Raw genomic sequence first — 23,870 nt, forward strand, 5'->3', positions numbered from 1 at the left:
CGCAGGCCGAGCGCGCCGGGTCCGAGATCAGTACAGGTCGTCGGCAGGGGCGACTTGAATGAGCATCAGTTCCGCATGGGCGGGACGGTCTTTCAGCTGGAACGGGCGCATGGTCACCGAGGACTTCACCCACTCGTCGTCGCCGCGGTGCAGCCGCACCAGATCCACGGTATAAGGCTCCTCACCGGCGCCGATTCGTCGCGCGCTGGCTTGCAGCTGGGGCAGATCGTCCGGATGCACGACCGGTCCGGTCAGGTGCGCATATTGCCATTCCAACCACTGCGGAGCGCGACCGATCCACAGCACGACAGAGCCGCGCTGCGCCTCGAACACTGCGACGTGCACATTGGAGCCGTCCAGCCCTTCCTGGAGCCCCAGTTCGGCGAGAGTCGGCACGGACGGGGAGTACACGTCGGAAAAGTCGTGGTAGAGCACCATTACGCCGGAGCCATCGGGTGCGGGGCGCAGAACCGCCTGCCACTGCATGGCATGGCCGTGGTCGTGCCTGACGGCAAACCATGTGCTGAGCGCCATGCCGGGTTTCGGGGTCAGGGTGATTTCCAGGAACTCTTGTTCCTTCTCGAAGTGGATCGCGCGATTGATGTAGTCCGACGACAAGGCCGTCGGGACCCAGTCTTCGAGAAGGGTTCCCGACATCGCCCCGGACTCCCAGGTCTGGTAGATCAGCCAGTCGGTCGTCGACCAGAACACTCCCGAGGTCAGGCGCCGTGGCGGGATTTCCTCGTCGGGATTCCCGATCCATAGCTGAATGCCGTGTACATCGCGGAACGGTCCGATGATCGGCCACGCATAGTACCGCCACGAGCGGCCCTGCTTCTTCGAGCCAAGTACTCGATCGAACGGTTCGCGTGTGCGGCGAACGTGTTCCACGATCGGCTCGATCAGGATGTCCGCTGCCGGTGACACATTCCTACTGCGGATGGAGGTCAGTTCTTTTGCTTCGTCCCCCGAAGCGACCAGCGTCGCTGCGCCCTCCACCAGTGTTTCGATCAGATGCCACTTTCCCAATTTTTTTCGGCCCCCGCCTATTTCGTTTCGGTCTCAAATCCTTGGGAAGTGTAACGAAGTGAGTCCGTGAGCGATCGGGGGCCGCTCTTGGGGGTCAGGAGCGTGGGCTGATATGCAATCGAAGGTTTTCGGGCCGGATCGTCAGCAGTTCGGCGACCGACAGTTCGTAACCGGGGACCGGGGCGATGTCGAACCGGGTCAGGATCTGTGCCAGCGCCAACACTGCTTCGTGCAGCGCGAACTGCCGGCCGATGCAGGCCCGGGCACCCACTCCGAACGGCTTGTACGCGTGTGCAGGACGTGCGCGAACTGCCGCCGGAAGGAAACGGTCCGGATCGAAGTCTTCGACGTTGTCGCCCCAGAGTTTCGGGTCGCGGTGCAGTGCCAGCAAAACGACCAGGATCGTCTCGCTCTTGTTGATCGGGTAGCCGGCCAATGTCGTGGCCTGTCGGGCTTTGCGGAAGAAGGCCGGTCCGGACGGCCACAGCCGCAAGGTCTCGTCGATGATGCGCCGGACGTAGCGCAGTTTGGCGATCTGCTCGAAACGCACCGGTGCGCCGTCGGTGCCGATGACCTCGTCGATTTCGGCGCGGGCCCGCTCGATCATGCCTGGATTCAGGGACAGGTAGTGCAGGGCGAACGACAGTAGTCCGGCGGTGGTTTCGTGACCGGCGATCAGGAATGTGAGTACCTGGTTGCGGATGCTCTGATCGGACAGCAGCTCGCCGGTGTCGGGATCGGGGTTCTCGAGCATCCGCTGCAACAGGTCATCCTGCCGAGGCGAGTTGCCGCTGCGGCGGGCGGCAATGACCTCGTCGACTGTGCGCTTCATCAGCGCGATGTCTTTCGGATTTTGGCGCAGGGCCTTCCATCCGAGTATTTCTCGGACCACCGGAAGGTCGTTCGCTGTTTGCGAGACGAACGACAATGCCCGGGTCATGGATTCGACGAACGGGTGCCGATCGGATGCGAACGAATCGAAACTGTGCCCAAATCCTGTGCGGCCGATAACTTCCAAGGTCAGGCGGTTCATGTCCGACGAGACGTCGACTGTTCCTTGTCCGGCATTGTCGGTCCAGTAGTCGCATAGATGGTCGACGCACTCGACCATCGCGTCGTGGTAGTTGCGCATCGATGTCTGGCTGAATGCCGGCATCAGGACGTTGTGTGCCTGTGCCCAGGCCGGTTCGCTGTTGAAGGCGGTGAATAGCCCGTCCCCGGCCAGTTCTCGCAGGGTGCTCACTGGTGGCACCACAGCTTTCGCGAAGCGGGATTCGTCGAAGACCTCGGCTGCGGCGTCGCCGCCGCCGACCACGACGACCTTGCGGCCGATGATGCTGATCTCGAATACGTCTCCCAGTTCGCGCACGAACTGCGTTTCGCGCTGCACCGGGCGTTGCGGGTCGAGGCGCAGCACATCCCCGATCAGCGGCAGGCGCCATGCTGGATGCGGCATCTGTTTGTCGGCCACGTTGCTTCCCCCTTCGCCTGCCGGCGAGGTGTTCTCGTCGGAACGGGCGCTCCCCACAGAAGTCATGCCCAGAGTCTGCCTCACCATGCAGACGAGCGCCGAACCCCATCCCACGAGGAATCGATCCCCGAAGCTCGTCGACGTGACGATCGCGCCGTAAACGAGTCGCTCGAACACGGCACCCGATCCCGGGCCAGAACATTCCAAGGGGGACGTGTCATTTTGCCTGTTCAATGCCCTTTCATGAGAGACGTTGGAGTGTGGTTCCGACCAGGATGATGAGTGCGTGGAACTGCCGACCATGTCTTTCGGTAGGGCCGTGGGTGACAGGTACCGACAAGCAGGTCGACGCGGGACCGTGTCCCGAAGGATCGCAATAGTCCGGCCGGCCGTTGCGAGGCGGGACCTGCGCAGCACGAGCCGCCTATTGCTCCACTGGTACGAGACTGCTGAGTGGGGCAGGGTATTTACCTGGGGCATCGACGGCCGATTCGATAAGGGCGGTGCCATCTTCCTCGTCGATGCTGATGACGGCGAAAACGGAGACACCGTCCTTGTGGACTTTGACCAGGTCGCCTGGCTTCATGAGTCCTCCTCGCCTAGCGCTTACGCCTAGTCATGATCCCAGATCAAGCCGGAACCTTCGCCGATCTAGGCTGGGTGCCCAGAAGGGGGACATGCCGTTTCAGCAGGTCATGCGACCTTTATGCAGTCCGAGTGATCTCGACGATCAAGCGGCCATCCGCGGTGGGTGTGACCCGGGAATCGATGTGCAGGCCGGACTTGCGGACCGCTGCGATCTTGCCGGTACGCAGGTCCCGGGCTGCGACGCGTGCGAGTTGACGCTTGTCGTGCGTGAAGGTCCGATAGGTGACCCACTGTCCCGGTGCCGCGTGAGCTACCGCGTTGACTTTGGCGGCTGCGAACTCCTGCGGCGTTGGTGTCCGCACTGGCAACGGCTGGGCGCCGAACACCTCCTCGACGCCGCGGCAATCAGATTCGGCGGTCAGCTCGGCGAGCAGGTCGCCGTGCCGGCTGCCGTCGAGCTTGCCGACGAGGCCGGCGTCGACGATCGCGTGGCCGGCGGCGGCGGTGACGGGGGTCCAGTCCAGTTCGTTGTCCCAGTAGAAGTCCTGGCCGAGCTGGTTGTGGAAGACGAACCGGTGCAGGTTCGGCACATAGGCGTAGATCCTGGCGGCCTCGGTGTCCTCGTAGGCGAGCCACTGGTCCTGGCCGCGGTAACTGACGGTGTAGAGGCTCATTGCGCGTCCCTTCCTCGATTCATCCTGCGTTGCGCGTAATGCTTCGGTGTGACCACGCATCCGCCGAGTTCGGTCAGCGCAGCGAGGCCGGCAGGGGTGGGGATCGTCGCCCATCGAGCGGCCATGTTCTCGGTCAGCGCAGCCCGCTCTGCGGCCGGCACGCGCGTGTCGCGCGCCTTTACGTAGTCGCCGTGGGTGTCGTCTTTGAGCTGCTGCGAGGCGTCGGTGTGGAACTGGAACTCTGCGATGTGGCCGCTGGAGTGGCGGGCCAGCACGTGCAAGCCCTTGTACTGATTGCCCTCCAGATAGGACTGCTCGGCCTCGATCACGGTCCAGCCACGCTCGGCCAGTCCCTCGACCATCATGCGCGCAGTGGTCACGACCTCACTCGGATGTGAGATCGCGGTATAGCGCACGACGTCGGTGATGTCGGCTGCATGCAGCTCGGGCGGGATGAACGGCGCCTTCTTGTACCGCTGGTCGAGCTTGCGAGCCAAGGAGTCGGGGCTTTTCATCCGGAAGGCGAGGCCATGCATCCGGGCCCCGGTGGGAAGCGCAGCGAGCACGTCAGAGGTCATCGCGGCCTCCTGTTGCTTCGCGGCGGTCATCAGGTCGACAACCAGAGCCGCGACGTGATCCGGGTAGTCGTGAAACAGCTGCTCCGGGGTGCTGGCCGGGTCGGTGGCCCAGTCGATGACGGGCCGGTCCGATACCGGGTCGGGGCGCATGTCGTCGATAGACGTCTCCCGGTGTCGTCGGTGATCGGTGCATCTGTGGCCGCCCTCCTGGTCGGATCTACACACCGGCGGTCAGCTCGGCCCGCGCACGGGCGTACTTGGCGATCAGTCGTTCCCTGGTGGCGACGTCGAGCAGGGCCAGACGTTGTGGGTCGCTGTTGTCGGCCATGTCGGCGAGCTTGACTGTCAGAGCCAAGGGCACCGTGCGCACTCGGGCGTAGTACTCGGCCGGAGTTTCGTCGCGGCGGCGGGTGAGTGCATCGACAGCGGCGGTCACATCTGGTGGGAAGGCCTGTTCGAGGTCGGCGAGGGTGATTTCGGTGTCTTCGACGACGTCGTGCAGCCAGGCTGCGGCGACGGCGTGTTCGTCACCTGCCACGCGAGCGGCCACCCGGGCGGGGTGTGTGATGTAGGGCTGGCCAGCTTTGTCGACCTGCCCGGCGTGGGCTTCCGCGGCCATCATTTCGGCGAGTTCTGCAATTGACGCTGCCATATCATCCTCCATCTTCTTTCATCTTACTACGTCTCCCCCGGACGACCATGCGTGCTCTGCAACAGGTCAGGACGGACCAGGGTGCGAGATCCGCAAACCAGCACGGCGCGTTTCCGCCAGCCGCTACCGGAACTGGATTGACCCGGAGCAGAGTCGTGGGCTGTGAGGGAGGTCGTTTGCGCCTTCCCCACAGCCCACGAGCAACCCTCGATCAGCGCTTGGGATGCTGGCCGAGTGCGGCCAGGACGGAGTTGAGGTCCACGGCGAGGACGAGGGTCGCACCATTCGGTCCGGCCAAAGGAGCGGAGGCGGAGGCCGCAGAGGCGGGTGCCTGGTGTTCGATATCGCCCACGTGGGCGCGGATCACAACGACGCGATATGCGTCCCTGCCGGTCAGGCGGGGGGTGATTGCCTCGGGGTGCTCGGCGTTCCACTCGGCGGCGCGTTCGATTGCGCGGCGGATCCCGCGACGTTCGGCCTGCCCGTAGCCCTCGGGGGCGGTGACCGTAATGGTGAAGGTCTGACTCTTGAACTCGTATCCGGTGCTGGCCTGGATCTCGACATCGTAGGTGTCCATGGGTCCTCCTGAGAATCATTGGATGTGGTTGTTGTTCGTTTAGCGGTTACCCACCAATGCGATTCAGATGGAGGGAGGTTTGCCTCCCTTCGACTCTGCGTCGCTGAACACTTCACCACTTTACAATGTTTATTTGTAATGTTGCAACTCGAATCTTTGGCCTCGGAAGGTTGCACGCCACGGACGAGGGCATCAGATCGGGGAAATGACCGCGCCCCTGTCGGCCGAGGGGGGAGGACGGGCGACAGGGGCGACTCACTCGCGTGGCCGGGGGGTCACCACGCGCGGCGATATAGCATCACACGAGGCGGCAATCGACCAACTAGGTGGACTTGACCTGCGATATCACCGCGAAGATGGTGCAGTCGCAGACAAGATCGCCCATACGCCGAAGCTCAGGACGACCAGTATGAACAGTCCCACTCCCATCGAGAGAGCGGCGGCCGCGCGATGGATACCGTCCACAACGAGTACACCGATCGCCAAGACCGCTGAGACACCAGTCGGGATGCCCCAGGCCCTGGCCGGAACCGGCGGGGTGTAGTAGGTGGCGTCCTGGCCAGTCAGGTCTGCGCGGACAGTCTGATAGGTCAGCGTCGCAATGACGACGACGACGAGCAGCGCCAGAGCTATCGCCCACCCGAGCTGCTCGATGTGCCGGACGAGCGCCCACAGCGCGTGTACCTGGATACCGCCGGCGACGATGCCGAGAGCGAAAGCCCACGCGGACATACCTCCTGCGGAATCACGCGCGGCGACAATCCACATCGATACCGCGAATGTCGCCACTCCTGCTGCGATCCCAAGCAGCAAATACCCGACCGCCCAATTGATGGCCGACCAGTCCGAGTAATGGCTGACCGCAGCGCCCGACGAGCTAGAAAGCATACGTATCTCTTTCTGAGAGAAGAGGACTGGAAAGTTGATCAATATGGACGCTACCTGGAACAGGGGTCATTTTTCTTGCTGAGGATTCGGGCATGGACTGCGGTCTGCCGAGCGCCGCCCGGAAGGACTCGAACCGGGGAAGGGGACATGCCATTTTCCCTGTTCACTGCATGTTTCACGGTTTGTTTGTGGCTGTGCCGAGCGCGAGGAGGGCGTCGATTCGTTCCGTTTTACGTCCGCGGCGGCGGGCGCGAATGAGGTGCAGGTAGATTCGCGCGCCGATGCCGGCCTGGACGAGCAGGCGATGCATGCGCCATTCGGCGAGAAAGCTCGCGTCGAGGGCGTTTTGGTTCGCTGTGGTGACCTGGTGGTTGAGCAGTTCGATGATGCTGACAAGGTCTGCTTTGTCTCGTGTGAGCCAGTCTTCACGGAGGATGTGGCCGTTCCACTGCTTCACCCGGGGGCGGTTGTCCCAGTTCGGCGGGAAGTAGTTGGTCGGTGGTTCAGGTGTGTCAGCAGGCACTATGCGTCCCTCCGGTGTTATTTCGGTCGTGGTCAGTGGTCGGCGGCCGCGGTGATGGTCACGACGGGCCCTCCCGTGTCGCCGGGGCCGATGTCGACGGCGAGGGTGAGCAGGTCTTCTCCGTCGAGCGACGGCGTCGGAATGAAGTTGAACAGCTGGAGACCGTCGCGACCGCTGGCCTGAGCGCGCAGGAGTGCGCGGGCAGCGTGGGCCAAGACAGTCCAGGTGCGGCCAGCCTCCCAGCGAGTTGCAGTGTCGAGGTCCGGCCAGGCGATGGCCTGTTTCCAGGCCCGATCGGTGATTGCGGTGGGCAGAAGGATTCCGAAGTTGCGAGCGTCCGTGGTGACGTCGCGCAGGGATCCACGGGCGATGGCCTCGGCACGGGTCATCTCAGCCGTGTGGGTGTCGGTCAGAAGATCGGTCATAGTGCCTTCCAGTGGGTCAGGGATCGGGTGATCAGTGCAGTCGGCCGGTCTCGGCAATTGCGACGAGACGCTGTTGCTGCTCGCCGATTCCTTTTGTTCCGGCGAGCGGGGTGTGTGCGTGCGGCCAGACTTGCTGTGCAAGTGAGGTGTAGTCGCGGCCGCCGAGCAGAACGACGCTGCGGCGGTCGAGAAGGCCCTGGTCAGCGGCCTGTTCGTGGAGCTGCTCGGCGGTAATCGATCCGGGCTGACCGAGGCGCAGATTGTAGGGCTCGACCAGCTGATGAAGGGGCATCAGGCCGAAGCGTGCGGACAGGATGCGGGTGGTGTTCGGGCCGGTGAGCGCCGCGGCCGCACGCAGTCCGAGCCGGTGGTAGGTGCCGGTGTAGCGCAGTCGCGCCGGGATCTTCGAGGGTGTCGGGTCTTTCGTGGCTCCGCAGGGGACGATCACCAGCGGCGCGTCCACGCGGATAGTGGCGGCGTCGTGTGCGAGATGGTCGGCGACGGTCCAGCACAGCCAATTCCAGCCCGGACGTGTGGCCAGGTCGAAGCAGTTCTGTGCGTGACCCGCAACGACGAACGGGGTGCACCACGGCCGGAGGTCGGTGTTGGGCAAGGTGGTTTCGATGCCGTCGTGGGGCCGGAGGAAGCGTGTGTGCAGGGGACCGATCGTGATGGGGACGCCGATGTATCCGCCGCCGGTCTTCGGGCCGAGTCCGGGCAGGGATTCGACGAGTCCGATGTCTTCGATCAGGGCGCGACCGGGTATCGGTGCGGTCAGTGTGGGGTCGTTGTAGCGGTAGGTCGGGGTGTAGATCGGCGGCATTGAGTTGTGCGCTGCTTTCGTCGTTCGGGTGATGCGCGGCCGCTCATCAACTTCCATAACATTACAATATCTAATTGCATTGTTACAACCGGGTCCCGTTGCTGCCGAACGTCAGTTACGTGCACCTCGCCGTTCCAACCGCATCCAGAACCGCGCGGACTACCGAGAGAAAGGGGAGCCCGCCCAACTCCGGGGACGTGACATCTATGCAGGTCATGGCATTCTTTCTTGCGCAGGCAGGAACGCTGCGCTCACCGCTTCTGATCGACCGGAACGACGTATGACGACTCCACCCACAGCCACAGATCTGTGCTGCTGAGGCCATTCGCAGAGCGCACCGGAAGGTACACCTGGGCGAGCCACCGACCGTCAGCGACCCGCAGCCAGGCCCACAAGTCCGCTGGCATAGCCGCTTCGAGCTGAACACCTCCAGCACGCACGCGTAGCGGAAGTTGGTCGGCGCGAGCGAATCCGAGACTTCCCGGCAGGACATGGGAGATGTCGACAACGACCGCGACAGGTTCGCGAAGTCGTCGCAGGATCGGCGCTTCAGGGAACGGCTCCACCCAACCGTCAAGACCGGGTCCGGTCACTGGGCGACTTTCAGCCCCGGCTGCGCGGCCGGGCCGGATCCCCAGGTGACGCCACCGGAGTGGCCGGTGAGCGTGACGACGCCGCGATGCGGTTGCCGGCCCGGCATTCGGGCGTGCACGGCGACATCGAACCCGGCAACGCGGCCGCGGTCAGTGTCGATGCCGCGGTAGCCGGCCACTTGGGCGTTGAGGTGCAGGTCAACAGTCGGCCAGCTGCCGTCAGTGACGATAAGGACCGCGCCGCTACTCCGGACCCTGGCGGTGACTGCCCGAGCGCGGCTCGGCGGGACGTTGGCACCACCGAGCGAAAGGACGACCAAATCGATTCCGTCGAGGAGCACTGCCGCCACGGCAACCGGGTCCGGACCTGGGTCAGGCACGAGAGCACATCGCGCGAGGTCAGCTCCCATTTCCGAGGCGGCCACCAGGCCAAGATCGGGGCATCCAATCACCGCAGCCCAGTTCCCCGAACTCGTCACCGAGGCCACCAGACCGATCCGGAGAGTGGTCGCGCCGGAGACGTGCACTGTCGTTCCGCGAACGAGGCCACGGTGCGGCAGCAGCCGAGCGATCGGATCGGGCGCAGGTAGGACCCTCAGAGTCGATGCGGTGTCGTGCGTCGCGTCAGCTTCGATGCGGGTGGGCGCGATCGCAGCCGATGGCGGCCGCGTTGAGCCCTGTGTCCGAGCAGGAATCTCAGCCATTCGACGGCGCAGATGCGCGATCGTATCGGCCTTCGACTTCATCGGACTGCTCATCTCAACTCCTACCTACCATCCAATTAGAACATACGTTCGATACCAGGAAGGGCGGAGGATGCTTCACTGCGCACTACACGTCCAACGGCAACCAGAGGTGAGTGCAGTTCCCCTATGGGCGCTTATGCCCCATATCCACTCGCGAACTTCTGAATCACGTCAGCAGGACGTGCCATCTTCGCAGTTCACAACGGTTTCTTCGAAAGTCAGCGATGCATCTCCAGTGCCCCCGCTCCTACCCAGCGTTCCGCGCGGCTTCGAGCGCCGGGGCCGAAGAACATTCGGTGGATGACCGAGTTCTCACTGACGTGCGCGTATGGAATGACGGCCATCATGCGGCCGGACTGCACGACCCAACGTCCATACGCGGTACGAGACGGATTCACAGCTTCCCTTCCTTGCCGCTCCCCTGGCTCGGAAGCACTCGGCGTCAAGACCGACCGCAGCCCCCACATAAAGGGGGACGTGCCGTTTAACCTGCTCAATGGCTCTTATCGACGAGGTTCAGGCCGCAACGCTCAGCGCGGCACGCCACTCGCTGCGGTAACGCCACCACCGCCACAGGCCGACGGCTGCGGAAACCGGTACGAGAGCGAAGACGCCAGCAGCAATGACGTTGGCGAACGCCTGCGAGGCCCTCTCGACCTCTGCTGCGGTCTCGAAGGTGACCAGGGCACCGATCCCGGAGGCCACCGCGAGTCCCCCGAGGAGGACCGCCGGGAACCCGAGCGCGAGAGTCACCCCGAAGATCGCCCATGGTGACCAGAAGTACCGCGGCGGAACTGCGCCTTGCTCGACACACTGACGCTGGCGCTCCCGGAACTCGGCTCGGCGAACCCTCATACCCGCAACGACGAACCACACGGCGGAAGCGAAACCGGCCGTAATCACGACCGCGGAAACCGCGTCCTGCGACCGCGCAGACAGACCCAGCCCCGCCACGAGGGGAAGCGCCCCGAACGAAATCATGAACGACAATGCGGCTCGCACATCGAACACCGCGGCACGGCCGTAACGGTGAACGCTCCGCGGTGGCCAGACGAACCCGCACACTCCGGCGACGACAAACACGGCACCAAGTGCCATTGCTGCGATCTGCATCTCTCTCCTTCGCTGTACTGGTTGGAGCCCGCCCTTCTACGCACTCATATGAGCAAGAGGGGATATGCCATCTTCACAGTTCACAGCCCATTTCACCTACCAGGTGACGACAGATCAGCTCTCGACGCCGTCGCCTGGAAGTCGGTTCGATGCCGCGGCGATCGCGTCGGTGTAGCGGGGCTCGAACCGCGGTGTCAGCCCGCCGCTGCGCCAGTAATCCGGCGCGCTCTGTGCCGCACCGATGAGAGCACCGGCGATGCAGGCAATCGAGTCCGAGTCTCCGTTGCTGGTTGCCGCCCATGCCAGGGCCTGCGGGCCTTTCCATGCCTCGTCAGGGGTGACCTTCTGATCTTCCGGAACGGTCGCCAGATCGGCAGCGAGAAGGCCGAGGGCGAGCGCGCTGGCCGACTCCCAGCCTTCGCCGATGTCTACACACGGGTCGCCGTACTCGGCGGGGTCCATCCCTATGAGTCGGTCCAAAGTCTCCGCGGCGGCGACAAGGATGTCCACGACATCATCATTCAGCCCGTCTACCAGTACAGATGACACGTCCCTCGGTAGGGGGCCAGGACAGCGGCGAGGTAAGGGTCGGTCAACCAGTCGCTCACGCCGTCGAAGATCCGCTCCGCTTCGGCGAGGGCGTGCTCGAGGAATCGGCCGCGGCGGTCGGGCGCATGCCGAATCGCGTCGGCGAGCAGCAGCGCCGGCACGATCGCACGCGGGTGCTTGTGGGTGATCACGGCCTGAAGCGCGGTCAATCCCCGCCAGTAGAGCTCAGGGGCGAACGCCGCCGGCACCAGGCGCATCACGGCACCACAGCCGGCGGATTCGAGCGCGCCATCGGCGTCGTACCAGCGGGCCCCGGCTCGCAGGTTCGACAGCGACCCCATACAGGCGGCGATTGTTGTCGGGATCGAGCTGCCACAGGATGAAGTGCCGGACGATGGTCTCGGTGACCTCAGTGATGTCGTCGAAGTCGGTGACCTCGACGAGTGCGTCGTGTAGGGCAAGGGTCATCTGGGTGTCGTCACTGATGATCCACTCCCCCACAGGCGCGGGTACCGGATATGCGGGCATCGCGGCGTACGTGCGGAACTCGACCTGGTAGCCCCAGGCGTCGCCGGCTGCGAGACCGGTCAGCGCGTTGCCGTAGCGCGCAAGCTGCGCGGCCCGCTCGATCGTGGTGGGTGCGGTCACGGATTCCCCCCCTGTTGCTGTCGCTGTTGCTCGAGTTCGTTGGCGGCCGCGCGGACGTACTCGATCTCGATGAGATCGAGGTCCGCGACGCGACCGATGTAGTTAGCGATGTCGTCCGGACTCATGCCCTGATCGAGGTAGCCGCGGATGTCATCGAGTTGTTCGTCGGTCAGTTTCGAGTTCATGATGGCTTCCTTCTCCATAAGGGGACGTGTCGTTTTCCCATGTAGATAAGCATTTCTAGGCTACTGCCTGGAGTGGTGGGTGCGAGCTTCCGTCTGCTTCTGCAACCAGATCCTCGGCGACCAGCCACACCGTCGGCATGCCGTGAATGCCGTTGTGGTCGACGCGAACGCAGCGCAGGTCGGTTCCCGTGGGCACGATGACCTCATCCTCGCCACTGTGCATCGAGATCGACTTGACCGGAAGGCCGGAGCGGGTACGGATGACCATCATGTACGGCGGCTGGCCGGCGAATCCCTTCGCGGTGCTCTGCTTCGTTGTGGTGCTGGTGACCTTGCCGATCTGCATCTTCGAGCCGACCGTGAACGTGGAATCGATGTATTCCGCTGCCGTTCCCTTCCATCCGCTCGGCACGCGGGTGCCGCGCATCACGGTCATCGGTTCGATGTTCGGATTGTGCTCGTTGAACTTGTCGAACGCCGACTCGATGCCCGAGACTGTCGTTTTCGTCGATGCAGCCGGATTCGGATCACGACCTGTCACCGCAGCGTTGATCGCGTGGTAGCTGCCGCCGGTGTAGGTCTTCAGCGCGCTGCGCTCGGACTTGTCGAGCACCTTCTTCACGAATGCGGAGTTGTGCTCCGTCAGCGCGGACAGGTTGGAGGTGTGCACCTTCTGCCCGCTGACCGAAAACCCCCATGCCTTCAGATCGCCGGCCCGCTGGTGAATCACCGCGTAGTCATCAGCAGTTTCCTTACCGAAGGATCGGATTCCGCTGCGGTACAGGCTCTTGTGCTTCTCCACGCCCAGACTCTCCGGCGGGATCTTGTGCTCGAAGTGCGGGATCACACCGCCGCCGCGTGTTTCGGTGCCGAGCGCGCGGCGATGAGCGTAGGCGTATGCCTGCTCCGCTTGCGTCTTGGTTTTACCGGCGGCCAGCGCCTCCGTGCGGGCTTTCTCCCCTGCCGTGACCGCGGCTTGTTCCCGAAGGCGCTTGTTGTGTCGTTTGACGCCGTCGTAGATATCAGCGCGCACCGGGCCGGCGCCGACCGAGTCAGTCAGTTTCTCGACCGCACCGCTGTAGCCGTCATTGATGATCTTCTGCTGGACCTCGGCAGTGGATGCTTTGCCTGCGGCCGACTGGCGTGCGACATCGAGCAGCACGTCGCCCTGGATCGCATGGGCCTGCCGCTGCATGTCGGTCGCGCCCTCGGGTAGTGCTCCGGGGTCGACGAGGATCGGGATGCGGTTTGCTTTGACCAGGGCTTCTTGCTTGCCGTTGGCGATGGCCACGGGGTAGTACGCCTCGCCTTTGCGTTGAAGGATGACGAAGTCGCTGTAGCCGCGGCGGACGATGGCGGTGCCGCCGTCGAGATACCGGCCTTCGGCCTGTTCGACGCCCGATCCTGTTTCCATCGGAATGATGCCGGACTTGTAGACGGTGGTGTCCCGCTCGATGCCGGCCGGTGCCAGGACCGGTCCTTCGGCGATGGCCGTGGTCGCCTCGGCGGCGTACTTGCGGTTGTAGGACCGTCCGATTGCCGCGACCTCGTCGTCGGTCAGGCTCGCGTAGTAGGCGTCGCGTTCTTCGTCGCTGCCCATGTCGTCACGCATGCCGAACTTCGCTGCGACGAGGTCATCTCGTGCTTCGCTCTGGCGGCGCTGGGCGTCGATGGAAGCGGCCTTGGCGGCGTCGAAGTCTTTCTGCTTCTCCGCGACAGCGTCTTCTGTACCCGTTCCCTCCTTGAGCTTGCGCTTGGCGGTGGTGAGTCGGGCGCGGAGCCGCTTGGCTGTTTTACTTGCCTCTTCGGCGTCGGCGTCAGCCTTGGCAACGTTCTCCTCAGCGGTGTCGAGAGCGGCCTGAGCCGGGGTGATCTTCGGGCCGGCCAGCTTCTCTTTTTCTGCCATCGCCTGCGCGATCAACAGTTTCGCGCTCGGCGGGTTCGCGTGGGTGCTCGGCATCGGGGTCTTGCCCAGAATTTCTGGGTCGATCCCCAGCCCTTCCATGAACTCTTTGAGGACACTCGGCGGCGCAGCTTGGATCGCGGCCGCGGACTCGATCAGTCCTTGTTCCTTCAGGTGGTCGACGACCTTTTTGCGAGCCTCGCGAGCGAGCCGGCGGTTTCCGTTGGCCTTGGCGGCAGCTTTGTAGCTCCCGCAGCCCGGGCACCGGCGGCCAGATCCATGAGCTTTAGAACGGCACATAGGCGGATTGTACTGGGAAGACGACACGTCCCCCCTCTGGCCCCACCCACCGACTCGAGTGTGTGCGGCGGGTCGTTTTCCGGGGAGGAGACCGGGGTCTGCACCGGCATGCAGGTAGCCGGCCATATGGTCACCTCCGTCTCGCTCGATCAAACGACAACAGCTCTTCCCGTGGACTTTCTCCAATCAACCTTACAATGCTGCATTGCGTTGTTACAACTCGGTTCCGAACATCCGATGCCCCGGACAGACCCAACGCCAGTAATCCTGATTCCGCAGCCTCATTTCAGAGCGGAAACCGCCTCCACCGCCTCGACCTGCGACAACAGCGCATCGGCATGCCCGCGAAACACGACAGACAGATCCCGCTCGGATTGGCGTGCCGCCGCCCACACGAGCGTCACGACTACCGCGGTCGCCAGGGCGGTCACCAATATCCTGCCGGCCAAGCCAGACGCGGTGACAGCTCCCGGATCATCGCCAAAGTCGAAGAACATCAGACACACGATCAGCGCAAGGACACCCGCGATCATCGCCGGGAAATGAGCTTCCGTGCTTCGAGAAGAGTGCCGGCGGCGCACAACCGACAATGTGCCCTCGAGTTCGTCCACATTCGCAGGCAGCCGCCCTGTATCCCGCAGCGCGCAGTAGCGTTCGACGATCTCCCGATCCGAGGGCACTTCGAGGTCGTCGCAGCCGTGGTACATCACACGAAGCTCTTTGGCACGCTTGGTAATCCTTCGCTCACGGGCAGTCACTCGGCGCTGCTCCGCGCGACGCTCGGCTTTGGTCAAAGTGGTCGATGTGGGCATGCTTTTCTCCTCGTCAATCAAGGGTTATCGGATGGTGGTGTGCGCCGTGGGTACGGCGTCGATGCCTCCGGTGGCGGATCGCCGCGAGGGGCAGGTGGCGGGCACCGATGAGCCTTCCTGAGAGCGAGCGGCACCAATGGCGCAGGCACCGGAAGTCCCTTCGGCCCTGTTCACGATGACCAGCGGCCCGCGGCGGCCTGCACAGCCTGATGTCGCAACAGACCCCGGTCTATTTCCCCGCTGCTCAGCGCATCGGGGCGGTGTCCGACGTGGAACAGGCCCTCGGTGTGCGGGCATGGGAACACGGCCATCCCCTTCTCCCCATGGTGGCGTTTCCGGACCGCCTTCGCGTCACCGCGAGTGAGATATCCCCGGTGTTCGCAACGGCCGCACCACGTCCAGCGGGCAGACGGGTTGTGGGCACGGGGACTCATACAGCACGTCCGATCTGGAGGTTGAGCCAGTCCGAGAGCCACTCGATGGCGTCACGGCCGGCATTGTCGACAACGAGAGCGTTGTAATTGGTGTGAGCGCCCGAGGTGAAGAAACTTGCCGCATTGAGTCCTTCACCGACCAGCGAGGCGAGGTCATCGGCGCCTTGGGACTGCGAGAGCGTGACCAGCGAGTCCGACAGCTGCGGAAGGTCGAGGCTCGCGGCCTGAGTGGTGATACTCGTCGAGAGAACATTCGCCTGCTTACCCAGCAGTTCAGGAGCGGTCTTGGCGGCCTTGCCCGAGAGCATGTCGACCGCCACCGACGCCAGGTCCAGGCCCACCGGGACCAAGCCGGTCATCGCTGCTCCAGCTCCGAGAGGATCAGGGACGATCCCAGGTGGAGGGAACAGCTTTTCGAGCGCCGACCAGGCGATCTCCTGAATCTGACCGACGATGTTGGCCAGCCTGATCACGTCGACGTTCGACAGGATCGACGCGACGAGCGCCGCGATCTGTGTTGCGCCGGACGGGTCCGGGATGACCGCCAAGATCTGCGAGACCCATCGCATGTCGACGGCGGCAGCCATCTTCACCAGCGGCGCAAACTGATTGTTCAACTCGCCCGCAATATGGTGTGCCCCTTGCGCATCGAGCGCGGCAACCTTCTGCGGCAGCAGCGTCAGATTGTGGAGGATTCCGGGCATATCCAGCGAAGTCACGCCGGTGGCGACGTTGAGGACCTGGTTGACCACCACGGTCGGTTTGAGCACCGACAGCACGCTGGCGGCCGAACTGAACGCATCTGCAGGAGTGGAGGCCAGCGGCGCGATCTGCCCGGTCAGCACGTCCGCGTTCGCGGCGAGTGTCTGCACCTCGGGAGCAGAGGCCGGCAAGCTGAGCGAATCACCACCGGCAAGCGCGCTCGCCGTATCGGCGATATCAACTACGGCAGTGAAGGCACCAGCGAGATCGGATTGCCCTGCCCGGGTGAGGACTTCGCCGGCATTGTGTTCGGCCGAGCCGATCGGCGCAGCCATGAGCTGGCCGTTCGCTGCCGGGTTCGCAGCACCGGAACCGAGGAGATCGGCCAGTGGAGCGAGAGTCTGTGCGATCGACCGCGCAGAGGAAGCGACCTGATCGATGTCGACAGTTGGTGCGGTGAGTTGCTGTCCGAGGGCGGCCACGTCGGTGCCCAGCGCTGGCAGGTCCGCGTCGGAAAAGTCGGAGGTCAAGGCCGTGGCGAGCTGTGTGTTACCGCCGGGATCTGCAGTGGCGTCACCGGCGCCGGCGCCTTTGCTCAGGATCGAGCCGAGTGAGCCGAGCAGTGGGCTCGAGCCTTTTTCGATCGAGCAGTACAGATCGCCGGGGTCGCAGATCGAGGCGACGCGGCCGGACAGGGCGCCCATTCCTTGTGGCCGCGGATCGGCGATGCCTTGCCCTGAGGTGCGTGGTCCTACGGTCGCTGTCCCCTTCGTACCGGCTCCTGGGTCTGCCAGGAGCCCGACCGCAAGCACACGGCTCGCATCGATGGGGCCGTTGCCGTTGCCGATGGCCGAGGCGATGTCGCCGGCGGCGTCGGCGCCCTGCGAGTAGCCGACCATCGTGAACTTCGTACTGGGACACGAGTTCGCGACGTCCGCGAGCACCTGGTTGGCCCTGGACACTGCGTCGGCCTTGCTGGCGGCATAGGTGTGGCCGTTGTCGAATGCGCTGGCCATGTACGGCAGCGTGTAGACCTCTGCCTGGTTGCCGTGAGCGGTCTGGAGTGCGTCCGCGATCGGTTTGAGCATGCCCACGGGCTGGTTGGGGTCAGCGTTCTCGTCGGTTTCCCATGTTCCGGGGATGAACAGGTTGAACGTCGATGTGCAGCTGGCCGGCGCCGCATGAGCAAACGCGGGAGCAGTGAGCAGTGCGCCGCCGCTCGCGACGGTCGCGGTGGCGATCAGTGCGACTGTGCGGCGGGACCTCGAACGTCTGACAGGCATGGGCACCTCATGACCGGAAGGGAATGTGCCCGCATACGTTCACCCATACGTGCTGTTTTCCCCAACGGGGTGAACCGCTTTTCTCACCCGTTTTTACTGCCCTGATCTGCGGAAACAAACAATTTTTAGATGCACGCACGACCTGCGCCGAGGGGCCACCTCCACGTGCAGCGGAAGCGACCCCTCGGCGGGTGTGGTCTCAGTGCCAGGTGACCTCGAGTTTGTCGATGGCGTCGAAGTGGAATCCGAACTGGTCGCCGTAGACGTCGAAGCCTTTGTTCTCCGGGTAGTCGAGGGTGGCGTGCCGTTCGAGGATCGCCACGACGCGGGCCTGGTCGTCGTTGGCCAGCGCCGCAGCGATCGCTTGTGATTCCTCCGCGCTGAAGGGGACATCGGAGTTGCCGAAGTCGAGTGTGCGGGTGCGGTAGTCGTATCCGGCCTCGTCGCCGTTGCGCACGTGCACGCGGCCGGTGACGCGGATGGTGGCGACCTTCGGTGTTCCATCCGGATTGAGGACACCGGCCTTGTGCATGATGACCTGTGCCTTCGCGGCTTTGAGCTTGGACTTTGCGTCGTTGCGCAACTCGTTGGTCTTGCCGGAGACGTACTTGCGCACCGACGACGGGCTGCGGCCGATCTTCTTTGCCACCTCGTTCACGCCGCCGAGCCGCTCAATTGCGGCGCGGCGCTGGGCGAGTTCGGAGAGCACCGCATGCGGGATGCGGTCCTGCTGCGCCCAGCGGCGCAGCGTCCGATCGGAAGGCGGCGTGCCGCCAGCGTCGATCGCGGCCTGCCGCAAGCCCTCGTTTCCGATCTCCTTACGCAGCTCTTTGACCGACACCGTCGAGGTCAGGCCGGCCAGACCACTGCTGGTTTCCTGCGCCTTGGCGATCCCCGCGGCCGCAGCAGCGGCGACCTTGACCTTCATGCCGTCGAGGCCGGTCGTCTTCTGTGGCACGGACTTCGAGCGGGGCTTGGGCAGATGCAGCGCCATCTAATCCTCCTCGTCCTGTGCACCGTAGGCCGCGGCGATCGCGAGGCGAACCTCGTGGGTGGTCTCTGCTGCCGCGAACGACAGGATCATCTCGTCGGTCAGCTCCACCTGCTTCTCCAGAGTCATCTTGCCCAGTGCGTCGCTATCATCGGCGATGCGCTGCCCCTCCCCCACCAGGTACACCCACGAGTCGGTCATCGTGCGGATCGGCCACCGGCCGGTCTCGCGGGCGATGCGCATCGCCACGCGGCGGCCACGCCACCGGCAGTGCGCCATGATCGCCGCGCGCCACAGCGGCTGGTGGTGGTGCTGCATGCGGGTCGCGGTCCACATGTCCGGGTTGACCATCCGGCCCACGTAGCCCTTATAGCAGGCGCCGAGAAACCGCTTCATCGCCACATCGTCGGTGTCGACGGCCACAGTCCGTGCAGCGCGTAGGACCTTGGCCCACTTGTCCAGGGCTCGGCCCTGTTCCTCGTAGACCCATGCTTCGGTGATGTCGAGGTCGTCGACGTCCAGGCCCATGCCGCCGTCTGCGATGGAGGCGCATAGGCCCTCCAGGCTGACCGTGGTGATCCATGTCTGGACGGGCTGGTCGTCGAGCATCGCCGGGTGCGGCAGTGGGAGTTTGTCGGGCAGGGCGTACTGCCCTGCGGCGGGCAAGGTGACCCGCCAGATCCCGAAAGGGGGCTTGGCCTCCGAGGCGGCGGACGCCGCGTCGATGCCGAGCAGGTTACGGACCCGGCCGTAGCCGAACGAGAGCATCCCGGCCGAGGCGAGATAGGACGCCCGCTGGTCGATGGTGACCAACGCGGCCGCGTCGTCGAGGTCGTCGGTATCGGGCACGCGGGACCAGCCAGCGGCCGGCTCGAAGTCGCCGCGGGGTATGCCGTCAATGGGCGGGATCGGCCCTGCTGCGGTGACGACGATGCCCTTGCTGGTGCGGAGGCGTTCGCGGCGGATCTTGTCGAGGATCGCGGCGCCGGTGCGGGCCGGGGTGGGGCCGGGCAGGGTGTCCAGGTGGTGGACCGACCAGGCGAGACGGCGGCCGAGTTCGCGGGCGGCGGGCAGGTCGTCGTCGGGCAGGTAGGTACCTGCGGTCGGGTTGCCGAGGATGCCCATGTCCCCGACGCGGTTGCCCCACCCGAAGTCCTTGTTCCAGTACGTCCATACGTACGGCTCGAGGATCAGGTCGACCATCTGAGTGGCTTTGCCGACCTTCCGGATCAGGTGCACGACGAACCCGGGATCGCCGCGCAGCTCCCATCCGGCGGCGATCAACGGTGGCAGTGTCGCTGCGATGGCTTCGGTCAGCTCGGAGGCTGCGTGTTGACGCAGCTGTTCGAGGTCGTCGACGTCGTCCTCGCTGCCCGGATCGATCGTCCAGCCGAGCTGGGCGCATGAGTCGATGCCGACGAACCACACCTGTGCGGTGAGTCCGTGGGGGGTCAGCGCGGCCCAGTGGAGGAGTTTGTCCAGCTTCTCGATCGAGTCGACAGGACCGGTAAGCCGGTTCCCCGAGGGTGCGTAGGTGGCCTCTGCGGTCACGATGAGCGCATGACCGTCGGCGTCCCCGGTGACGGGCAGTGATTCCCACGGCCGCAGTTCCTGTACAGGCTCCTCCCCCACGTCCCCGCCGTCGGGCTCAGCGATCTCGGTGGATTCCGGCGCAGTCACTTCCCCATCTAGAGCCGTGTCGGTAGCAGGTGTGGACGGCTGGGACTGGTTGGGCTCAGGGATCTGGTCCGGCTCGTTGTCGGCGCCGACGTCGAAGAGTGAGAACTGCTCTGCGCCGTTCTCGTGCGGGGCCATCAGGACCTCACCAGCTCGTGGATCTCGCCCAGGTCGAGGTCTGCGGCGAGGGTGTTCTCACCGAGGTCGGGCAGCGGAGGCATCTCGAAACCGGCAACGAGTGCAGCCTCCTCTGCCTTCTTGTAGCGCCGCATCGCGGTGCTGGCTGCGACACCGCCGGTCTCCTCGGCGATGGCGGCAAACGACAGTGTCGGCTCAGTGATCTTCAGGCGAGCTGTCGTACGGACGTTATCCGAGAGATCCTGGGCGTTGTTGATGAACTCCAGGAGTGCAGCGGTGGTCTGCTCCGGCGCGATCGTTGCATCCGGCGCGGTGCGCTCGGGTTCCGGAGTTGCATGGTGCATCGCAACGTTGGACGCAATGACGTCGGAATGCGCAACATCATGCGCAACGGTGCGTGCACTCGACGCAACAGGCGCAACAGGCGCAACAGGCGCAACAGGGGACGCAACGCGCGCAACGGGGGGCGCGTCAGGGACAACGGGGGGCGCGTCGGCGGAAGTAAGCATCGGACCGGCCGGCGCAGCGACGGCGTCGATGGCGGGTTCTGTGGAGGTCTGAGTCGCGGCGGTCGCAGTTGGTGCGATGGGTTCTCTGGTCACGTAATGAGGGGTTGCAACAGTCGGTGCGACGTCCTCTGCAACGAGTGTGTGCCGCTGCGCAACAGCTGTCGGCGTTGCGTCGTGTGTTGCGTCAGTAGTGTTCGCCAGCTCGTTGTACTCACTGTAGGCGGTGCCGATCGCCTTGATGAGGATGCCGATGCCGTGGGTGAACGCGAGCACCAGAAGCGGCGGGATGACCGTGATGAGCGCGGCACCGATCGGATGCAACGGCGTGAAGCCGAGGTCGATACCGGCCGCAATCAGCGCTCGAGCTTCCTCGGCCGCACGCCAGGCGTGGTATCCGTTTCCTGCGACGCTGGCTACGACGACTGAGACCAGCAGGCACAGGAAGAAGGTACGGCCCGGGCTCGGGCCGGTGACCTTGTTGAGGACGACTGAGGAGATCGTTGCCGCCAGGATGGCTCCGTCGACGATGGCGGGAAAGATCCAGGTGAGCGATGCAGGCAGCATGCCCTGTAGTCCCAGGTCGCGCAGCACGTGGAACGAAAGCACAAAGGCACCGGCAGTGATGCCGGCAGCGATGAGAATCGCGAATACGAGCGCGGCGATCAGCCCGTAGAGCTGAATGCGTGCGGCGCGGAGATTAAGGTCAGTCATTGATCGGGGTTTCCTTCCAGGGTGGTCCCGGTCATAGAGGCCCTGCCGGATACCAGCCGGCGGGGTCTCATTGCATCTTTGGCCGTCGGAGGATGCATCAGTGCGCAATGGCGCAACGGTGCTGGTAGGGACGGTGCAATCCATGCAATTCCCCATATTTGCACTTATATCCCCTATGGCCCATATGGCTTACAGTTCGATGCTTTTGGCGGGCGGGGGGAATGCTTCTCCGTTGTTGTACTCGGCCTCCAGACGCTTGCACAGCTGGTCGATTGCGATGCGAATGAACTGCTGCTGGCTGGTGATGCCCGTGCGTGGTCGGGTGTACTCGAGCGTGGCCACCATGCGCTCTTTCAGATCCTCGGAGACCGAGAGCAGGATGTCGGTTGTTGCGACCTTGCGCTTCTTCGGGGTCGGCGAGGTCTGTTGCGCAACGGGCGTAGGTGTTGCGGCGGACTGTTGCGCAACAGGTGCAGGCGTTGCAGCAGGCTGTTGCGCAACAGGTGCAGGCGTTGCGGAGGTTGTGTCTTCGGCCTTCATGGATTCCGCGGCTTGCGCGAAGGTATTGCGGGAACGGCGCGGTGCCGGTCGTACAGGTTCGGGAATGCCACTCATCAGTGAGCCACCTTCTCCAGGATCTCGGTGAATGTTTTATGGAGGTTGCGCGCCCAGGCCGGAGAGTTGGGGTGTTGGTCGAATCCCATGCCGACAGTTGTGAGCTTGGAAATGTCGGTGAGCTGAGGAATGGGGTCGCCGAGCAGGTCGATCCCGTCCTCAGCTGCGTACTCCCTGAGGTAGCCGAGAGTCTTGGAGTGGTCAGTGCGGCGGCCGTCGACACGGTTGACCACGACACCAGCGATCGGGAGCACCTTGTCCATGTACTCGGCGATGTCCTCGATGGCATCGCGGATCGCGTCGAGTCCGTCCAGCGCATCCTGCTCGGGCTGCACCACGATCAGGACGTTGTCGGCTGCGTACAGAGCGCTGCGTGAGACCAGATCGATCGCAGGACGGCAATCGATCAGGATGTGCTCGTAGTCGCCGGAAATCTGCTTGAGCGCCCTCGCGAACGCCATCTCTCCCCCAGCCTTGGTTCCGAGCTGGTCGCTGACTGCCTGCAATTCACCGAAGCCGCTGGGGATCACGTGGATCGCTTCGCGGCGTGCAGCAATGATGGCCTCACGAGTAGGAAGGTCGATGCTGCGGTCGAGGACATCGGCGAGCGAGTTCGGTGCAGGCTCCTTGGATGAGTACCCAGTCAGATGTTTGGTGGAGTTGCCCTGCATGTCGGCATCGACGAGCAAGCAGGATTTACCGCTGGCTGCCGCAGCATGGACCAATCCGTTAGCGACGGTGGTTTTACCGACCCCACCTTTGAGGTTGGCGATCGCGGTGATCGTCATAACCCCTCCTTTCATTCCCATATGGGTACTTATATTAGCTTATATATGTTCAGTGCACTATATCTTGGCTAAGCGTATCTCTGCTAAGCAGCTATTGGGCTAGTTACCGTCAGCTGTTGTACGCATAGATGCAATAGCAATACAGAAGGAGAGATGTACTGCATTTATATGTGCTGTGCTGGGCTGAGCTGTGCTGAGCTTTCATCTTCTCGACTCATGCCAGATGCCGAGCGATTCCGGGATGCTGACGCGGCGATACTGCCGCAAGCTCCAACGCCCGGCGAGCATCACCCTATATCCCCCATATGGGCTATAGGGGTACTGGTGATTCTTATGCAGAACGTGAGGGGAGGGTGACGTGAAGGTTCGATCGGGCAGGCCCGGTGACTCTCACGCCACGTACCACGGAGGCATGAGCGTCTCCAGAGAGATGTACGGATGAGGAGTCGACCGCCGTGACTTGAGCGCGGTTGCTCGCGTACACACGTGCACTGTCGTAGGCGGAGATCTCTGCGTCGTCGACAGCGATAACCGCGGCCGAATCACAGGCACTGACGGATGCGAAGTTCCGCGCATGGACGGTGCATTGGTCAAACGCGTGCACGGTGGCATGGGTGTAGGCGTGGACGATTACGTGGCCCGTAACCTCCACGAACGACCGGCCGGTCGCGACGATCTGCGCGGTGTCCGGCAGGGGAGTGGCGAGGTGAATACGGACCGTCGACATACCCACGATCCGCAGCGTCCAGTCGTGTGTAGCCGGCGCCAGCTCCTTGTCGGACAGTTCGATGACCTGGTCGCCACTGTCGACCACAACCAACCGCGTTCCGTTCCGGAGCCGCTCCCTGACCGAGTCTGCGTTGTGGGAGACCTTCTGCCGCTCCTCGACAGACCGGCTGACCAGGACGCGCGGATGCGACCGGTGGGTCTTCCTGTTGCCCATGG

The 23,870-nt window shown here is 64.1% G+C and carries 29 protein-coding genes; all 29 read right to left on the reverse strand.

Features of this window, described 5'->3' with window-relative positions:
• Positions 1-27: 27 nt before the first annotated feature.
• Positions 28-1,029 carry a GAF domain-containing protein gene (locus EV641_RS11865; RefSeq protein ID WP_241997116.1) on the reverse strand — a complete coding sequence of 334 codons (1,002 nt, stop codon included), beginning with the start codon at positions 1,027-1,029 and terminating at the stop codon, positions 28-30.
• A gap of 94 nt (positions 1,030-1,123) precedes the next feature.
• Positions 1,124-2,485: a cytochrome P450 gene (locus EV641_RS11870; protein ID WP_132472152.1), complete on the reverse strand. Its 1,362-nt coding sequence runs from the start codon at positions 2,483-2,485 to the stop codon at positions 1,124-1,126.
• Between the two features lie 439 nt (positions 2,486-2,924).
• Positions 2,925-3,086: a hypothetical protein gene (locus EV641_RS29450; protein WP_199233222.1), complete on the reverse strand. Its 162-nt coding sequence runs from the start codon at positions 3,084-3,086 to the stop codon at positions 2,925-2,927.
• Between the two features lie 118 nt (positions 3,087-3,204).
• Positions 3,205-3,762: a hypothetical protein gene (locus EV641_RS11875; protein ID WP_132471957.1), complete on the reverse strand. Its 558-nt coding sequence runs from the start codon at positions 3,760-3,762 to the stop codon at positions 3,205-3,207.
• A complete protein-coding gene (locus EV641_RS11880) occupies positions 3,759-4,490 on the reverse strand; it encodes a hypothetical protein (RefSeq protein WP_132471958.1) in 732 nt (243 codons plus the stop codon). The genes EV641_RS11875 and EV641_RS11880 overlap by 4 nt, the downstream gene beginning before the upstream one ends.
• Before the next feature lie 67 nt (positions 4,491-4,557).
• Positions 4,558-4,992, reverse strand: coding sequence for an HD domain-containing protein (locus EV641_RS11885; protein ID WP_132471959.1), 435 nt, complete (start codon positions 4,990-4,992; stop codon positions 4,558-4,560).
• Positions 4,993-5,203: 211 nt separating this feature from the next.
• Positions 5,204-5,569: a hypothetical protein gene (locus tag EV641_RS11890; RefSeq protein WP_132471960.1), complete on the reverse strand. Its 366-nt coding sequence runs from the start codon at positions 5,567-5,569 to the stop codon at positions 5,204-5,206.
• A 345-nt stretch (positions 5,570-5,914) separates the two neighbouring features.
• Positions 5,915-6,457: a hypothetical protein gene (locus tag EV641_RS11895; RefSeq protein ID WP_132471961.1), complete on the reverse strand. Its 543-nt coding sequence runs from the start codon at positions 6,455-6,457 to the stop codon at positions 5,915-5,917.
• A 175-nt stretch (positions 6,458-6,632) separates the two neighbouring features.
• Positions 6,633-6,914 carry a hypothetical protein gene (locus tag EV641_RS11900; RefSeq protein WP_241997117.1) on the reverse strand — a complete coding sequence of 94 codons (282 nt, stop codon included), beginning with the start codon at positions 6,912-6,914 and terminating at the stop codon, positions 6,633-6,635.
• Positions 6,915-7,012: 98 nt separating this feature from the next.
• Positions 7,013-7,405, reverse strand: coding sequence for a DUF6573 family protein (locus tag EV641_RS11905; RefSeq protein WP_132471963.1), 393 nt, complete (start codon positions 7,403-7,405; stop codon positions 7,013-7,015).
• 31 nt (positions 7,406-7,436) lie between these two features.
• A complete protein-coding gene (locus EV641_RS11910) occupies positions 7,437-8,285 on the reverse strand; it encodes a DUF6884 domain-containing protein (RefSeq protein WP_241997118.1) in 849 nt (282 codons plus the stop codon).
• 194 nt (positions 8,286-8,479) lie between these two features.
• Positions 8,480-8,821, reverse strand: a complete 342-nt coding sequence (locus EV641_RS11915) for a hypothetical protein (protein ID WP_132471964.1) — start codon at positions 8,819-8,821, stop codon at positions 8,480-8,482.
• Positions 8,818-9,201 carry a hypothetical protein gene (locus tag EV641_RS11920; RefSeq protein WP_132471965.1) on the reverse strand — a complete coding sequence of 128 codons (384 nt, stop codon included), beginning with the start codon at positions 9,199-9,201 and terminating at the stop codon, positions 8,818-8,820. Before EV641_RS11920 ends, EV641_RS11915 begins: the two co-directional genes overlap by 4 nt.
• Before the next feature lie 584 nt (positions 9,202-9,785).
• The gene (locus tag EV641_RS11925) at positions 9,786-9,965 is read right to left on the reverse strand and encodes a hypothetical protein (RefSeq protein WP_132471966.1); all 180 of its coding nucleotides are present in this window, start codon (positions 9,963-9,965) and stop codon (positions 9,786-9,788) included.
• A gap of 118 nt (positions 9,966-10,083) precedes the next feature.
• Positions 10,084-10,680: a hypothetical protein gene (locus EV641_RS11930; protein ID WP_132471967.1), complete on the reverse strand. Its 597-nt coding sequence runs from the start codon at positions 10,678-10,680 to the stop codon at positions 10,084-10,086.
• Between the two features lie 114 nt (positions 10,681-10,794).
• Positions 10,795-11,190, reverse strand: a complete 396-nt coding sequence (locus EV641_RS30110) for a hypothetical protein (protein WP_277874489.1) — start codon at positions 11,188-11,190, stop codon at positions 10,795-10,797.
• Positions 11,191-11,210: 20 nt separating this feature from the next.
• Positions 11,211-11,570 (reverse strand): ADP-ribosylglycohydrolase family protein, encoded by a 360-nt coding sequence (locus EV641_RS30115; protein ID WP_277874490.1) that lies wholly within the window; start codon positions 11,568-11,570, stop codon positions 11,211-11,213.
• Positions 11,455-11,877, reverse strand: a complete 423-nt coding sequence (locus EV641_RS30120) for an ADP-ribosylglycohydrolase family protein (protein WP_277874491.1) — start codon at positions 11,875-11,877, stop codon at positions 11,455-11,457. Before EV641_RS30120 ends, EV641_RS30115 begins: the two co-directional genes overlap by 116 nt.
• Positions 11,874-12,062, reverse strand: a complete 189-nt coding sequence (locus EV641_RS11940; protein ID WP_132471968.1) for a hypothetical protein — start codon at positions 12,060-12,062, stop codon at positions 11,874-11,876. The genes EV641_RS30120 and EV641_RS11940 overlap by 4 nt, the downstream gene beginning before the upstream one ends.
• A gap of 55 nt (positions 12,063-12,117) precedes the next feature.
• Positions 12,118-14,265: an ADP-ribosyltransferase gene (locus EV641_RS11945; protein WP_132471969.1), complete on the reverse strand. Its 2,148-nt coding sequence runs from the start codon at positions 14,263-14,265 to the stop codon at positions 12,118-12,120.
• Positions 14,266-14,546: 281 nt separating this feature from the next.
• Positions 14,547-15,077 carry a hypothetical protein gene (locus EV641_RS11950; RefSeq protein WP_132471970.1) on the reverse strand — a complete coding sequence of 177 codons (531 nt, stop codon included), beginning with the start codon at positions 15,075-15,077 and terminating at the stop codon, positions 14,547-14,549.
• Between the two features lie 170 nt (positions 15,078-15,247).
• Positions 15,248-15,388, reverse strand: coding sequence for a hypothetical protein (locus EV641_RS29735; RefSeq protein WP_241997120.1), 141 nt, complete (start codon positions 15,386-15,388; stop codon positions 15,248-15,250).
• A gap of 119 nt (positions 15,389-15,507) precedes the next feature.
• Positions 15,508-17,496: a cutinase family protein gene (locus EV641_RS11960; RefSeq protein ID WP_132471972.1), complete on the reverse strand. Its 1,989-nt coding sequence runs from the start codon at positions 17,494-17,496 to the stop codon at positions 15,508-15,510.
• A gap of 199 nt (positions 17,497-17,695) precedes the next feature.
• Positions 17,696-18,490: a hypothetical protein gene (locus EV641_RS11965; RefSeq protein WP_132471973.1), complete on the reverse strand. Its 795-nt coding sequence runs from the start codon at positions 18,488-18,490 to the stop codon at positions 17,696-17,698.
• On the reverse strand, positions 18,491-20,302 hold the full coding sequence (locus EV641_RS11970) for a hypothetical protein (RefSeq protein WP_132471974.1): 1,812 nt from the start codon (positions 20,300-20,302) through the stop codon (positions 18,491-18,493).
• Positions 20,302-21,522, reverse strand: coding sequence for a DUF2637 domain-containing protein (locus EV641_RS11975; protein ID WP_158289152.1), 1,221 nt, complete (start codon positions 21,520-21,522; stop codon positions 20,302-20,304). The genes EV641_RS11970 and EV641_RS11975 overlap by 1 nt, the downstream gene beginning before the upstream one ends.
• A 189-nt stretch (positions 21,523-21,711) precedes the next feature.
• Positions 21,712-22,137 carry a hypothetical protein gene (locus EV641_RS11980; protein WP_241997121.1) on the reverse strand — a complete coding sequence of 142 codons (426 nt, stop codon included), beginning with the start codon at positions 22,135-22,137 and terminating at the stop codon, positions 21,712-21,714.
• The gene (locus tag EV641_RS11985) at positions 22,137-22,925 is read right to left on the reverse strand and encodes an AAA family ATPase (RefSeq protein ID WP_158289153.1); all 789 of its coding nucleotides are present in this window, start codon (positions 22,923-22,925) and stop codon (positions 22,137-22,139) included. Before EV641_RS11985 ends, EV641_RS11980 begins: the two co-directional genes overlap by 1 nt.
• Before the next feature lie 331 nt (positions 22,926-23,256).
• Positions 23,257-23,868 carry a hypothetical protein gene (locus tag EV641_RS11990; RefSeq protein WP_132471977.1) on the reverse strand — a complete coding sequence of 204 codons (612 nt, stop codon included), beginning with the start codon at positions 23,866-23,868 and terminating at the stop codon, positions 23,257-23,259.
• Positions 23,869-23,870: the final 2 nt, after the last annotated feature.

Origin of the sequence: Rhodococcus sp. SMB37, assembly GCF_004345605.1 — a bacterium.
GTDB lineage: Bacteria > Actinomycetota > Actinomycetes > Mycobacteriales > Mycobacteriaceae > Rhodococcus.